General features: G+C 30.2%; 13 protein-coding genes. 2 read left to right on the top strand and 11 right to left on the bottom strand.

The window, feature by feature from the left end:
• Positions 1-726 precede the first annotated feature (726 nt).
• From HNR33_RS02710 to HNR33_RS02690, 5 genes are all read right to left on the bottom strand, one after another.
• Positions 727-2,682: a vWA domain-containing protein gene (locus tag HNR33_RS02710; protein WP_429079717.1), complete on the bottom strand. Its 1,956-nt coding sequence runs from the start codon at positions 2,680-2,682 to the stop codon at positions 727-729.
• Positions 2,683-2,688: 6 nt separating this feature from the next.
• The gene (locus tag HNR33_RS02705) at positions 2,689-3,927 is read right to left on the bottom strand and encodes a hypothetical protein (protein ID WP_429079715.1); all 1,239 of its coding nucleotides are present in this window, start codon (positions 3,925-3,927) and stop codon (positions 2,689-2,691) included.
• Complete coding sequence (locus HNR33_RS02700) at positions 3,924-6,035, bottom strand: P-loop NTPase family protein (RefSeq protein ID WP_429079712.1); 2,112 nt, start codon at positions 6,033-6,035, stop codon at positions 3,924-3,926. The genes HNR33_RS02705 and HNR33_RS02700 overlap by 4 nt, the downstream gene beginning before the upstream one ends.
• A gap of 139 nt (positions 6,036-6,174) precedes the next feature.
• A complete protein-coding gene (locus HNR33_RS02695) occupies positions 6,175-7,968 on the bottom strand; it encodes an oleate hydratase (protein WP_429079710.1) in 1,794 nt (597 codons plus the stop codon).
• Between the two features lie 313 nt (positions 7,969-8,281).
• Positions 8,282-8,851, bottom strand: coding sequence for a TetR/AcrR family transcriptional regulator (locus HNR33_RS02690; protein ID WP_429079708.1), 570 nt, complete (start codon positions 8,849-8,851; stop codon positions 8,282-8,284).
• 697 nt (positions 8,852-9,548) lie between these two features.
• Here HNR33_RS02690 and HNR33_RS02685 point away from each other — a divergent pair.
• Positions 9,549-9,947, top strand: coding sequence for a SatD family protein (locus HNR33_RS02685; protein WP_429079705.1), 399 nt, complete (start codon positions 9,549-9,551; stop codon positions 9,945-9,947).
• Here the strand turns inward: HNR33_RS02685 and HNR33_RS02680 are convergent.
• The 3 genes from HNR33_RS02680 to HNR33_RS02670 form a co-directional block, all read right to left on the bottom strand.
• The gene (locus HNR33_RS02680) at positions 9,921-10,760 is read right to left on the bottom strand and encodes a DUF3307 domain-containing protein (RefSeq protein WP_429079703.1); all 840 of its coding nucleotides are present in this window, start codon (positions 10,758-10,760) and stop codon (positions 9,921-9,923) included. The genes HNR33_RS02685 and HNR33_RS02680 overlap by 27 nt on opposite strands.
• A 1-nt stretch (position 10,761) precedes the next feature.
• The gene (locus tag HNR33_RS02675) at positions 10,762-11,577 is read right to left on the bottom strand and encodes a SatD family protein (protein WP_429079700.1); all 816 of its coding nucleotides are present in this window, start codon (positions 11,575-11,577) and stop codon (positions 10,762-10,764) included.
• Between the two features lie 75 nt (positions 11,578-11,652).
• Positions 11,653-12,078, bottom strand: a complete 426-nt coding sequence (locus HNR33_RS02670; RefSeq protein ID WP_429080693.1) for a DinB/UmuC family translesion DNA polymerase — start codon at positions 12,076-12,078, stop codon at positions 11,653-11,655.
• A gap of 584 nt (positions 12,079-12,662) precedes the next feature.
• Here HNR33_RS02670 and HNR33_RS02665 point away from each other — a divergent pair.
• A complete protein-coding gene (locus tag HNR33_RS02665) occupies positions 12,663-13,838 on the top strand; it encodes a nuclear transport factor 2 family protein (protein ID WP_429079698.1) in 1,176 nt (391 codons plus the stop codon).
• A 343-nt stretch (positions 13,839-14,181) separates the two neighbouring features.
• On the opposite strand, the gene HNR33_RS02660 is transcribed toward HNR33_RS02665, so the two are convergent.
• From HNR33_RS02660 to HNR33_RS02655, 3 genes are all read right to left on the bottom strand, one after another.
• On the bottom strand, positions 14,182-14,772 hold the full coding sequence (locus HNR33_RS02660) for a metal-dependent hydrolase (RefSeq protein ID WP_429079695.1): 591 nt from the start codon (positions 14,770-14,772) through the stop codon (positions 14,182-14,184).
• 39 nt (positions 14,773-14,811) lie between these two features.
• Positions 14,812-14,925: a hypothetical protein gene (locus HNR33_RS22800; RefSeq protein ID WP_488167835.1), complete on the bottom strand. Its 114-nt coding sequence runs from the start codon at positions 14,923-14,925 to the stop codon at positions 14,812-14,814.
• Between the two features lie 195 nt (positions 14,926-15,120).
• On the bottom strand, positions 15,121-15,429 hold the full coding sequence (locus tag HNR33_RS02655; RefSeq protein ID WP_429079693.1) for a hypothetical protein: 309 nt from the start codon (positions 15,427-15,429) through the stop codon (positions 15,121-15,123).
• Positions 15,430-15,607: the final 178 nt, after the last annotated feature.

Here is a 15,607-nt window from a genome sequence, read left to right as displayed (position 1 = left end):
CTCCTAAAATAATACTCTTATTAGGAATAGCAAAGGCTAGTTTTATTAATTAAATTTTGTTTGTTGCAATAGCCTTTGCTATGCAACGATAACGATAGGATTAAGCATAAGCTTTCAGCCCTCCTTTAATTTATTATGGTTAAGTATATAGGCCCAGCACAACCAAAAGGACTCACTTGTGCTATTATTAGCGCTAAACATATAAATTTTAACACATTATCCAACCTATATCAATAAAACCTTGGTTTTAGTTTCAACCAATATTTCTTTAACAATAATTTAAAACAATTAAAAATGAAGAATATGGATTTCCAAACATTAAGGCTATGATAAAAATTGAAACTTAAGGTCTTAATAAAATTTGGTTTAGTAAAAATACTTCAAGCAAAAGAGTGGCACAGTTTAAAGAAAATCCAAAGGCAAGTGTATATTTTACTGATCTTGCTAAATGAACTAAGTTAATGTTAGTCAGAAATATGGAGGTGCTCGAACATCCTAAAATAAAGATTCTGGTCGAATGGTTGTGAAATGTATTATCCCTTTGGAGTAGCCGACCCTGGTTGTTATATTTTATGTTTCACTGCCAAATGTAGTTTTAGTCCTATATTCCACTTTAAGTGGACAACTACTCTAGATCCAAGTTTTTTTATACTAACCAGTTATTATTTTAAAAATGGGATTTCCCAAAATTATTTACATAACCAAAAATTGTTTTGACATATCATTTCAATGTACTAATCCTTTATTAAAAATAGACTGCATATTTTTTCCTACTTCTTTTAACAGTTCTTGTGGTAGTTTTTCTACTTGTTCACCAATCATTACTCCGCGTGGTTGCTTATATCCTTCATTCCATACGAAGTTAAAGATTTTTTCATCTGCTTCGCTATTTTTTCCTATTTGGAATGCATAGATTTCAACATTTTTAGATAATAATTCTTGTACAACTTCTTTTGCCAATCCTGGAAAACTTGATGCACCGTCTGTAATTTCGAAGACTATCTTTATTTGTATTCCTTTTTTGAGTTCGTTTTCCTGTATTGGCGTAATTCTATCGGATATTTCTCTAAGGCAACTTGCATCGTCAGTTGCTCCATCTGTTGCATCTAGCTTTACGATTGAGCGAATTATATCGCTTTTTTCCTTCACATTCTTATCATTAAATTCTTTAACATTATAATATTTATTGCCAAAAAACCAAGTTTCGGTTAGGACTTCTATTTTTTGATTTAATTGTTCTGCATTGCTTTTCAGATATCGATTAAAATCATCTATTGACAGCAAGGTCACTGCCAAAGCTTTTCTTGCTGCTTCAATTTTGGACGCATTCATTGATCCTGAATTGTCTATCACAAAAGAAATCTCTATTCTTTCAGGCAATATATCTGTTTGAGTCTCTAGTAAGTATCTATTAAAAATAGGGAGATTTTTATAATTCCCCTTTTTTTCGGCTTCTACAAAATCTGGATAAAATTTAATAAGGCTATCTATATCTAATTTTCCCTTTATTTGACTATCTTTTTTTACACTTACTTCTTTATTCGCATCTCCTATCAACCTCTTCCAGAATTGACGCATTTGTTCTCTTTCTGATTTCATTTTATTTGAATAATATTGAAAGAATTGTTGATCTGTTTGGCTAATCCCATAAGGCTCTAAATCTACCTTACCTTGCATAATATTTTGTACACTCGTACTTATTTGGTCTTGATGATCTAGCATTTCTTCTAGAATTTTTTCTACCTCTTCTTGTGTAGATTCCAATGAATCTGGTATCTCATCTGCTTTAGATTGTTCAAAAGGATTTTCACTTCTTTTGACTTGCTCTTCTTTCTGTTCTTTTGATTTATAAAATAACATTTCATCAATTTCTTCTTTCCATAATTCATTAAAAACTGGAAAAATAAAAGAACGAGTAAATGAATCTCTTTCTATAATTCCTTCATCATTATTTATCTGTCTAACTAATTGATAATGAATAAAGTCAAAAAAAGGCTGCTTGAAAATTTTCTTATCAAAGGGATTTTCCATGCATTCTTCTATTATAGGCACTTTTTTATATAATTCAATAATTAAGAAACTATTTGCAAAAGCTTTATGTCTAGGTAGTTGAGAAATCGACTCCGCGGTCTTGCCTCTTTGTTTCATATATGAAACAATTTTTTCAAAATTTTCTTCATCCCTGTATATAGGACACATTTGCAAAACTCTCAGAAATGATGTCTGCTTATCCAATATATGTAGCAAATCAAGGATTTCTTTTCTTACATAATTCGAAATAATTTTAGGCTGATATGCAGGATCATTTTCCAGTCCTTCTTTTTTTATTCTAGCTAGAATATAACTTGTCATCCGATCAATTTCTTTCTGCCAATCTTTTTTTCTACTCAGATATTTTTTAGTTTGCTTCTTCCAATCAGAGTATAAGGCTAGTTCATAGTAGATATGCCACATAATTTGATTTTCATCTAATTTTCCGTCCAAAAAACTTTCTAATGGCAAGTACAATACTCCTTTGGAAGGATCTAATAGAAATCTTTGTAGTTTTGAATTAGGAATATACATTAAACTAGAATCTCCTGTAAATGTGGCTAATGAGCGTTGTTCTTTTTGCAAAAATTCATCACAATGTTTTTTAGACTCTTCAATTAGAGTTTGTTCATCAAAGTCAAATATACTCATCCCCTCCTAGTGATACAGTGGCAGATCCCACAAGTCTTTTGGTGTATCAATTCGATCAATGTCTAACAGATTTAATTTACCTTCTATATCCATGAGTAAATATTTTGAAATATCTAATTTAAGGACATTAGTAAAAAAGATATCTTTTATCGCCGCCTCTTCATTTAGATACCAATTCCCAAAATTCTCTTCAAGTAAGTATATGATTCCATCTTCACTTAAAACTACAGCTGTTCCTTTTTTAGACTGAACATCAAACAAATTACCTTTTAAATTATTCAATTCTATTTTTATGGTTTTTGAATTTTCATCTAAAAAAATTATCTTAAGATTCCCTTTATTTCCTATCACCATAAGAGAATTTTTATTACCATTTTCACCCTCTAAGCATCTAATTCCCCTTATTTCATCATTTAAAAAATCAATTTTTTCTGCAATAGTAAATTGTCTCTTCTCATATTTGATAAAATATAATTGTCCCGTCTTCGTTCCAACTACAAAATAATCGTCATTTATTTTTTCCAATGCAGTCCAATTTAGAATAGTGCAATATATATCTCTATGAAAAACCAAATGGTATTCATCTTTTTGTTTTATTATTTCACATAAATTTAGCTTTTCATCTCCATTTTCCATTACAAATAAACCATCATTAATTGCTAAACACCTTCCAAATCCATTAAAATCATGATCTGTCTGAATCCTTTTAACTTTAATCTGTCCATTAGCATTAGGCAGTTTATCAAAATTATTGGTTGAAAGCAGGTAGTATCCTCCTCTGACCCCACAAAGCAAAATTTCTTTATCATTTAATTTATATATAAACAAAATTGTCTCTTTTATTTCTTTAATAGGAGGACTCCACTCTCCTTCAATTTGATTATGATCAGAAAAATCATCTGGAATATCTATATAAAAAAATTGAACTTTTCTATCTATACTACTTGTAATAAAAAGATTTTTATTAATCCTCAATGTAGTTTGTAAAAAACTATCAAAACTAAAAGTTCCTAATTGTTTTATGGGATTTATCCTCATTGAAGTCTTCTTAATATCATTTGCATAAACTCGATAATATGGAATTAAATCAGTCAATAACTCTTCTTCTACTTTTAAAAGTTTGTCTAATTGTTCTTCAAAACCATCATACAAAATTCCATTCATTTGGCATTCATTCAGTTTTTTTCTTAGATCTTTAACTTGACTCTTAAAATCCTTTCCGTCTACTGACAAGTTCATTTTCATTTTTCTTCTCCATTATCTTCTATATATTCAAGTAGATCTTTTGAATGCTCTAAATGAGATAATTGTTGGTCTAGTTTTTGATATTTTTTCATATCAATTCGTGATGAATCATCAATATCAGCTTCAAAATTTTCTTTCAGTACTTTTGGCAAATTTTTTCTAAGAGTTCCTTTCCCAAATAACAAATGAACTACATCTAAATGACTTAAAATATCTATTGATGAGCGAACATAGTGATATGGTCGAGTACGAATTTCTTCATATGTTGTAGTTGCTTCTCCTATCCCTTTCGTCTCAATATTCCATCCTTCTCCTATAGGAAAAAATCCAAAACGCACCGCTTGTGATAGGATATAGTTTTGATCGTCAGGATAAGTGATTGAACTAATAAAACCATCCCACAAAGCTTTGCTCAAATCTTTTTCTTCACCTTGATTCCAATTATCTAAAACGTGCAAAATATTACGAATTGATAATACAGATTCTCTCAACTCTAGTTCATCCATTCCAGAATCTTTTTGAACTTCCTTATCTTTCCACCTACCCATAAAAACGTTCTGAGTTACCCTACACAACTGAGAAAATCGAAATAATTCTTCTAGTGTCCTTTTTGAATCAGGAATGTGAATATTACCATTTTTATCAGCTAATTGTGCTATTATTACTCTAAAAAGCTCATTTTTTTCTGGAAACTCTTGGTCTTCTAGCGAACCCGTTATCTTTTGAGGTACATAATTGTATTCAATCGTTACGAAGCGCGATTTAAAGGCTGGATTTAACTCATTTGTTCCTTCATAATTGACCATTTGAGTTGAAAGGTTTCCTGTACCAATGAATCCAAATCCAGGTTTAATCAAAACAGGACCAACTCCTGTAATATATGCTGTATTTCCCGCATGACGCTGCAAGATATCATTTAAAGCAATTAAGTTTTGCATAGCAATAGTATTTAATTCGTCTACTATTACAGGACGACCTTCTTTTACCGCAATCAAAATTTCTCTTTCTATTTTTTTGATTTCAGTTCCAAAAGCACTATTACTTGCTACCAATAAGTCAGAGAAGCTTTTCCATATTTGAATCTTAAGCTGCAACTGCTCTTCATCAGTCATCTGCTCTAGTCTTGCTTTATGCTCATCCATCCACTCATAAAAATCTTCTATAATCATATTCAGATAATCCGCATAAGAACCTCGGGAAAAACTGTGTTTAAGAGACAAAGTTTTCTCTACAAACATATCTTCATAAGTTAAATTATGTGAACCAGATATAAACAATGGCTGTAAAGATTCTATTTCCTCTTTACTTCCATTAGTTAAAATATTTTTATAGTAAAGCTTTCTTTCTTCATTAAATTTACTAAATTTTTGAATAGCATCTTTTTCTGTCGCGTTGGTATTTGCAGAAAACCAATCCTCCATTTTGTCTTTCAATTCACTTTGTATTTTATTTTGAATAGTAAAATCTAAAGCTGCTTCAGTTGCTAATTGTGTTTTCCCACTTCCTAAGTGTCCTACAATATATACAGGAACACCTAAATTCAACGAATCAATTACTTTTTGTTTTGCTTTAACTACATAAGGGACGGTTACCAAACGCTGTTGGTGTTGGGTGTCTATGTCACTTATCAATTGACGTTTATAATAAAATTCCCATGCCTCCGGAGAGTTTTCTAAGAGTTTCTCTAACTCTTTTTCCAATTTTTCTATGCAATCAACTCGATATCTTGTAGCTGAATTACTACCAAAATGACCGTAATTATTCTCCTCACTATTGACCTTTCTTTCCCAACGAAGAAAAAATTTTTCATATTCAATTAAATTTTCAATTTCATGTATTTTTTTACCTTTATTTGCTGTTTCTTCTTCTACATATACTCTATATTTTTCGTAATAAATATTATTTTTTTTAGAATCATAAGGAAATTTTTTGTCCCTTACTTTATATTTTCTAAAAGCCTTAAAAAATAATCCTTGTTCTTCTATTTTTTTACTATTATCATATTCCGATGATTTTAAGGCTTCCCTACGTAAATCATCTTCATACCAACTTTGCATTTCTTCTATAGTAGGAATATAAGCTTGCTTAAGATTAGTTTGTTCTTTCACAGAAGTTTCCTCCTTTGTATGATGTTCTATTATATTAACAATATATTAAGTAGTAATATGAGTAATAAATATATATAAATTAAAATCCCGATTTTTTTAAACTCGGGATTTTAATCAAATTATCTAATACTAGATGTCATTAAATTATTCCATGTTCTTTCAATAACTCTTCAATGTCTGTTCCTGCTACTTGTTTTAAAATTTTACGTTTAGCCAATGGAGGTAAATCAAGTTTTGGTTTTTCGCCATCTAGTAACATTGTACCTGCATTTAATAAATAGCGGATATCATATCTTGAAGCATATACCTCAGGAACTCCTTTTTCAACCCCGGTTAAAACATATACTGCTTCCATGGCTGTACGTCCTGAGTATTCAATAGTAAATACAGTATCACGTCCTGGATCATCCAATGTTTCAGCAAATTGTCCAAGGAAAGCAAAGTTTACTGCATTCTTGGGTACAACATATGGACGATCCCCAGCTGCACGAGGCATAAACATAGATGTGATAAATGGCATCATAACAGGAACTGCTGTACATGATTCTGCTAATTCTTCGATTTGATCTGTAGGAACACCTATATGGTATAACCATTCTTTTGTAATTTCCTTACCAGTACAATCTCTCATAGGTTTTTTAATGTAGTCTCCAGGAACATCAGAGAACAACCCATATACCCAAACAGCAACATCTTTTTCTGGTTGTCCATAATATTGTTCTTGACGGTTTATTGTCCAACTCATCAACCATGAAGAGTCAACAGCTGTAACTATACCGCCGGTTACAGTGCATCCACCATATGGTGAACGTTTTGTAATCTTTTCAATGTACTCAGGAACACGTTCATTATGACAAGTTACTGTACAAGACTCCCAATTAGACTTTTCTGGATCTGTACAGAATTTATCTGGATTTCCAAATTCATCTGATTGAGCCGCTATATTTCTCCACAACTTCCAGCATCCCTCTGGTTTCTTGTTAAATGGAGCAGGAGTATTGTCATCACCATATCCAGAACCTTCAGTCATAGAACCATTCGTGATAAATACTAAATCATTTTCTGTTAAGTCAATAGAAATATCTTTTCCATTTTTATCTGTTGCAACTATTTTCTTTGCAACCTTTTTATCATCTGAAATTGAAAACTCAACGTTGTCAACAGTAACTCCATATTCAAATTTAGCACCATGGTCTTCCAAATATTTAACCATAGGTTTTACAAATGAAGTGTATTGATCATGTCTTGAAAACTGTAAAGCTGAAAGATTTGGTAAACCTCCAACATGGTGGATGAAACGATTCATATATAATTTCATCTCTAAAGCACTATGCCAATTCTCAAAAGCGAACATTGTTCTCCAATATGTCCAGAAATCAGTGTTTAAAAGTTCTTCAGAAAAAATATCTTCTATAGTTTTATCTTCAAGTTCTTCATCTGGTATATTTACAAAAGCAGCCAATTCTTTTGCTAAGTCTTGACCCAAATTGAACTTTCCATTGTCATAACGCTCACCTTGGTTTTTAGTGATACGACAATTGCTAAAGTTTGGATCATCGTAGTTTGTATAATAAAAATGATCTAAAACAGTCATATTAGGATCTTCTGTAGATGGTAATGAACTAAATAAGCCCCATAAAACCTCAAAATGATGTCCCATTTCACGTCCACCACGTGCTACATACCCCATATTCTGACGAACTTGACCATCTAATGATCCCCCTGGAATATCTAATTGTTCTAGAAAAGTAATCTTACTACCATCCATGTGAGCATCACGAATTAAAAAACAACCAGCGGCCAAAGCTCCAATTCCAGTACCAATTAAATAAGCTTTTTTATCTTCAATTCCTTTAGGCTTTCTTGCATTTACTAAAGCATGATAACTTCCATTTGTAAGAGTAAGTCTATCATCATGTGTTTTTAATTTCATTACTATCTCCCTCTTTCTTAATTTTTTATAGCCTTCTAAATCCGACTATTATATTTAGAGTTTTTTTATGTTCACTCTATTAGTGTGCCAACATAGCGATGTAATAAATCCTCCTTTAACTTTGTGAATACTTGCTAGTTTGTAAGATTTATTTAAACTTATAATATCGCTTTTTTATGTCTTTTGCATTAGACAAATTAACTGCGGTGTTCGAATTTCGAACACCGCAGTTAATTTGTCTAATCTTTTGTCAATTTTTAGGCATTAAGATTAAAATATCTGATAAAAAAGCAATCAGAGATTCCTTTTTTTATCAGGAATCATTTAAACTAGCACTTCGCTTAAGGGATAGGGCAATGTTTCCATCAAAAAGCTGCCCGATTCGTCTGATGATAGTATCAGGGTCTTCCTTCATTCTGGAAGCAATCCAGCGTAGTACCATTTCAGTGAGGGCACACTGATAAAAGGAAGCAATTAGTTTTTTGTCTTCCGAAGAGGCTGAGATACCATCGTTTACTTTTTCAACATATCGGATCATGACAGTTCCTGATACATTGTATATATAGTTCTCTAATTCTTCTCTCTGCATGGAATCATACACATGATAAATAGCTGTTCTGTTTTCTGAAGCAAATTTAGTAGCCACAAGGAAGCCCTCTTCCCAGGAGAGTGTATCATTATATTCATCAATAGCTGTCTGAAGTTCTGTTTGGAAGATCTCTGACAGAATTGCATATACATCTGTGTAGTAATAATAAAAAGTATTTCTATTGACCCCACATGCTCTAACAATATCCTTAACTGTGATTTTGTTAAGTGGACGCTCATTCAGCATCTTGATGAATACATCGCGAATCATTTTTCTGGTATATTGCTGTGCCAAGTCGCCACCTCCACAATGCTTTATCTATAACCAAAATTATAACACATGGTAAGTTATTTGCAAATCCATCATCATATGATTTATTATGCTTCTCAACCCCTAAAAAAAACAGCTGTTATCTAATCTGTCAACACAACCACACATACTTAAGTCCTTGATATGTTTCCTCAGACGTAAAAATATCCATCTACTATACCCTTTATTTCTTCTCTGTTTCTCCATTTTAAATAGTTAATTAACGAGGAAATAAAACTCTAAAACACTATAAGCTTTTTGCGGTTTTTAAGGATGTATAATCATGGAAATGACTATCATTATTTGGCATGATTATACTAATTTATATATTTATAGAACTTGTTTCATCTATATGTATATAACTGTATACCTTATAAGTGACATTAGAGATACTATTCTTTGCTATAATATTGCATAATTTTGACCAGACTAATTGTTTTTGAAGTTTCTATTAATTATAGCTATGTTATATTCACAATATATGTTTAATTTTCATATTATTAAGTATCTGAATTAATATTATAATATTTTTTGTCTAAAATAGTTTTATGTGGAAATAATACAGATAATTTTTTATTATACAGATTAAGCTTAAAACCTTAACTCCTTGTCAGTTAATATTCTAATCTTAACTCCATATTAGTTAAGGTTTTTTACTTAACTTTGTAGATAGGAGGATAATATGGCCTATTGTACAATAATATGCGACATTAGATCATCGAGAAAAATCAAAAATAGAGAAGAAATACAATATAAGATTATTGACATGCTAAAAGAAACAAACAGAATATTTAAAGATTTAATAATATCACCTTTTCTTATTACTATTGGAGATGAATGGCAAGGGTTATTAAAATACCCGTGCGATTACTTCAAAATAATAAATTTTTTCAAAGAGAATATTCCAGGCATAAAATTCTATATAGGAATTGGAATAGGTGATGTTTGTATTCATAATTTTGAATTGACAGTAAATCAACTAGACGGCCCATCATTCTATAGAGCAAGAAAAGCAATAGAATTAGCTAAGTCTATGGATTCACCTATGGTTATCTTATTTGATGACTGGAATGATATTTAAAGAATAAATAATTATTCCTCCAATTATAGCAGAAATAAAGCTGAGAAAGGTCCCTATTATAAAGTATTCTACAAAACTGTTGTTATCTAATTTTTTAAATCTGGCAATTGATTTTGTTGTAAGAACAAATCCTGCTATTCCTGGCTGCATAATCGCCATGCCGAGTAGTATTATGATTCTTTCTAATATACCAATAATATAGCCACCATTATTAATACCCGTAATATTGTCATTGGATTTCACAATTATATTTCCTCTGTTTATAAAAGTTGTAGCATTTTTAAAGAGAACATAGTTAATGAACTTTTTAATGAAAATACCAGTTACGCATGTAGTTAATAATACTATTATAGATATTATTAGATATTTATCAAATATATTTATATTGCTAGGATATGCATCAATAAAAATTGATGCCTTTGTTAAAATGTCATTAATATCAAACTTAAACAATACCAAAACTATCACTATAATATGAGCTACTTGGTCTAAAATAAATATAAAAATGTTATTGTCAAAAGAAGGATACCTTAAAACAAGGAATGATTTTATTGTGTCTATGCAGAAATGAAAGAATACTAGTAAAACACAGGTCTTAAGATACCTTGAAATTTCAAAAAAACTATCTAGCAATAAGTAAAATAGCAGAAACACAAAAACTAAAGCTAGATGTATTAAGCTATGTATCAAATTACCAAACAAAACATCTATTTTGTTGTTGCTAAATCTTTTATTAAGAATATATTTGAATTGTAAAATGAAATCTCCTATTAAATGGCCAAGAATTAGTAATAATAGAACTCTAAACCTCATCTTAGTTGTCCTTCCTAATTTCACAATACAGTTTAAAAAGCTTCTCTATTATAGCTTTATTACTTTCTATAAGAAAATAGTTTGAATCATTTATTTTTTGACTTATACTTGCCTTTGATATTTCAGGTCTTTTTCTTATCATATTACCATATGAACCTTCTTGCCGATAAAGCTCTATCATTTCTGCTTGTTTATTAGTAATTCTCTTTTTCAATACTTCTGTATTCTCAATTAATGCATTGATAATTCTATTTATAGATAATTCATTATTGTAATCGCTAACCCCTCTACAGCATTCAAATGCAGTAGTTACATCTCTTGCAACAGCAACTTCTTTTAAAGAAGTTACTTCACTATCGTCACTTCTCCAATCTAATTGTTTTCTTATAAAGATCTCATTTGCTTTGAAATAAACATTATTCTCTTTGCTATTTAAGTTCTCATTATAAAATCTATTCTTATCTTTCACTATATTTAAGGCTTCTCTAGCTTTAATGAAGCAATCTCCATCCATGAGCCTTGTATCTTCATAAATATTAGTACTCAATGTTCCTATTCCAATCCCTGCATAAATGTCAATTCCATGTTTCTTAAGAAACACCTGAAATTTTTCAATGAATCTATAGCTATCAGAAGAATCTTTTAAAACAATTTGCCACTCGTCACCTAATGTAAAGGTTATCGGAGCCAAAAGATGTTCTTGTTCTTGCATATTCACTGTTTGTACATAATTTTTAATAGCAGATTGCATACTTGATCTATTATGTAATTTTCTTGAATTAATCATATCTATATTTATAACACTATATATACACATAAAATCACTCCTGTTTTTATCTCAAGTTTAAGTTTCAACAAAACCTAATAAATTCCTTCTAAATTGTATTATTTATTAATTTTTTAGGCTATTAGTATTTGAAGACCAAGATATTATCTTAGATTTTTTATCTTTTACTGCATCTAACGCTCTGTTCTTTTCGTTGTTTTTATCTTCAAATAATGATTTTTGATGAAACTCATTTGAGCACAGCTCTGAGACTCTCACGCCAAAGTGCCTGATAGGCTCACCCTGCCATGCTTCGTTAAATAGTGTTTTTGCAACTTCGTATATCTCTTTGGTACAATCTGTGGCATAATTAAGCTTTTTTTGATGTGTGTAGGAGTTAAATCCACTGTTTTTTATACTTACGGAAACTAACTGACATAAGCATCTTGAGTCTCTTAGTCTCATGGATACTGTTTCTGTTAAGGATAGAAGAACCCTATGATCTGTTTGTTTATCTATTACATCAAATGATATTATTGAGGAATTTCCAATACCTTTAATGAACTATTATTAACACATTGACAATAGTGTTAAATTATGTTAAATTATACAGTGTAGTTTATATCGAACAAATGATTTTTGGAGGATTGCTGAAATGATGATGAGGTTGTTATAATTTTAAATCTGAAATTTAGTTATAAAAACATATACTACAGATACAACAAAGGTATGTATGTTAAACTAAATAATTTTTTAAGTGTGATTTTTATTCACGACTTGTTATCCGCTTAATTTGCAAAGTTACTTTTTAGTTAGCTTTTTTTGTTGTGGGTAAATTTAACCTTTTAGATTTAAAATTAAGAACAACAACATTTACAGTCCTTTTAAGGAAATCCTAATTGTTTTATTTGGGAAATAGTGCTGTACTGTCTTTGTGGTACAGCTTTTTTATTTTCTAATTTAATATAGAGTTATGAGAAAAACAATTATAACCTTTATTTAAATTGTTCTCTACCTCTATATTAATAAAAAGGACTGTAGATAAGGTAATTTTATCGGCAGTCCTTTTTTGTATTGCAGTAAGAAATATGAAGGCATGTAATGAAAATCAAAAAAATAATTTGGAGGAATTAATTATGGAAAGATATAAAAATATAAATTCAATCAATGAAGTAAAAGAAGTTCTTGGAGGTTTACAAGAATTGTACAAGGAAAAAGATATGAGAAAGATCAATAATTATGTAAATAAAGTATTTTCTTCAAAGGATGGACTTGTAGTATTTGGAAGTAGCATGGAACAGTGGTGTTTTAATACTGATGATATAAAAACACTTATAAATTCTCATCTGGCTAATGAGAATAACTACTGGAAAGATATAAATTTCAAATTTGAAGAAGCTAAGGTTTTTGCAAATGAAAATGTAGCTTGGGTTGTTTCAATTGGAATTATTAAAAATACAATACCTGAAGATAAACACATTAAAGATACTATTGAGAAAGTAAAAGAAATCTTAGGTGGAGAAAAAAAGTGTAAGACAAGTGCACTTAAAGTAGCAAGCAAGATGGCTAATACATTAAGACAAGCAGAATATGGTGAAAATTATACATGGCCTTTTAGGTTTACTTGCGTACTTATAAAGGAAAATGATACTTGGAAATTTCATCAAATGCAGTTCTCCTTTGATTCAGAGACATGGCCATATAGATTAAATGATAAAACCTATGATAAACATATATTTGAAATGCCTAAAGTAAATTCAAATGAAGCGTATGAAGAAGTAAGAAAAACACTTCAGGTATTTCAAGATGGATATATAAATAGGGATGTAAATTATGTTGATAAATATATGAAAGAAGTTTTTCTTTTAAATGAGGATCTACTAGTGATAGGAACAGATGCAGGTGAGCTTTGCTTTGGTGTTGATGCTGCTAAAGGAATTGTTGAATCAGATTGGAAATACTGGGGGGACTTTAACTTTAATGTAGATAACGCATTAATATCTGTTAGTGGTGATGTTGCTTATTTTACTACGAAAGCATTTTTAAAAAGAATTGCACCTGATAAAAAAATACTTGAATGGATTAATAATTCAAATGAATATACATTTAATTCCGAGGAGTCACCAAAACAAAAGCTATTGACAGCTCTTTATGACACTATAGAATATATTTACCATATTGAAAAAGGAGAAACCATTATTGTACCAATGAGATTCTCAGGAGTTTTAGTGAGAAAAAATGAAAAATGGCTTATCCAACATTTACAGTACTCAGATTACAATGAGGGAATGCCTGAAGTAAGAATATTTTAGTGATAGAGTGGTAAGCCACTCTATTTAGGAGGTTGTTGCACAACTAACTTAACAGTTAGCTGTGTATCAACCCCTTAATTTTTTAGAAAATAAAAGAATCTCCATCACAATCAGGATACGCCATTACCGCCATCCTCTTTCTTTTCCTGTTCCATTTCTTATTATGTTTTATAGTTTTACCTAGTTTTAATATAAAAGTAGTAATAATGCTTATTAAATAGATATGGTATTTTAAAAAAACTTATTATCATTTATGATGACATTTCATATGATATCTGCTGTTTTATGACATAAAAAAACCAAAGGCTCTTTTTCTAACCTTTGGTCTCAGATTACTATTATTTTATATATACTGCAACAAAACATATCCTAAATAAATGCCTGAAGTGGCCACAATAATCCGCTCTATTGCTGGGTTTGTTCTTATGTTTAATGGCAGTCTTATGTTCTTCTTTATTGGAAATAACAACTCTATTCCTTGTGTAGTTATAATATCTAAAGCAAGGTGTGAAACATATCCTACTATAAAGCCTACATAAGCCTCGTGTACGTTAATTTCTGACGTTCCAATATAAACTACAGTTGAAAAGAGAACAAGTCCTAAAAGACTATGTGTAAATCCCCTGTGACGTGATATGCCTACAAGAATTAATGCAAAACCTAAAAGTCTTAACATTTTGTTAATTGATGGATCTAATAAACTTCCTAAATATATTAACCCTGCACCGGTGCACGAGTAGGTGATTATTTTAAACAGCCTATTTTTAAATAAAAGTACCCGCTGATTTATTTTACTTCTTGGATGATCTAGATCTGGTATTAATGATCCAATAGCTGAAGCTGCTGTCAAAATTATTCCACTTTCTAATGAATATCCTGTTGCTAATGTTAATCCTGCTACAATTCCTACTGTAATATGTGTTTTGCCTGTCAATTAAAATACCTCCTAAAAAACTACGCTATGAAATCACTTCTAATATCCATTCCCATCCCATCTTTCATGATGTGCCCTAACTACATTTTTTAAATGCTTAAGGTTATTTACATTCTCTAGGTATTTTTCACTATGGATTGGGTGCATATCAATAAGTTTTTTTCTTTTTCTGTAAGCTTTCCTTTTTTACCTAGAATTCTTTTTTCGATCTTTGCTTTTCCAATGTCATGAAAAATATCTGTAGCTAGCGAAAAGCTTTGCAAGTAATGTCCTGGATCACTCTTATATATTCGTTTGTACCATCTGTTTTTATGTCTTATTTAAGTTCTATTGAAGGAAATACTTTCTTTATTTTAATGTAAGAAGTTTAGCAAATATTAACATAAGCGGCGCAGAAATAAGCATTCCAAAAATTATTGCAATCCAAAAACCTTTTTTAACCTCCATCCCCCTTGAAAGTACAAAAGTCTCAGCTACTATAAATAAAGCTATTGAATATATAGTTTGTTTTTCAGAGACAACTTCTTTGTTCTTTCTTAGTCCTCCGAAATCAATTTTAATTAGTATTTGCATTACTTGCAAAATGTTATAATTAAATGCATGCAAAATAGGAGAAGTTAAGCTATTTGGCGCTAATTGTAAACTTAATGTAGACAACTTATTCTTTTACTTATATAATATTTTGGTAATTAGTTAATAAGGATGTGTTGTACATATGAATTTTCTCTTTGTTGTACTACCAGTTTTAATCGTTTTTCTATTAGATAAACAATTTAAACTTAAAGCAAAACTTATTAAAAAATTTAAAACAGTTCGTAGATATAACCTAACTATG

This window comes from Brassicibacter mesophilus (assembly GCF_050433385.1).
GTDB lineage: Bacteria > Bacillota > Clostridia > Tissierellales > Proteiniboraceae > Brassicibacter > Brassicibacter mesophilus.
Note: the sequence above shows the minus strand (reverse complement) of the source record. Positions and strands in the feature narration are given on the sequence as shown.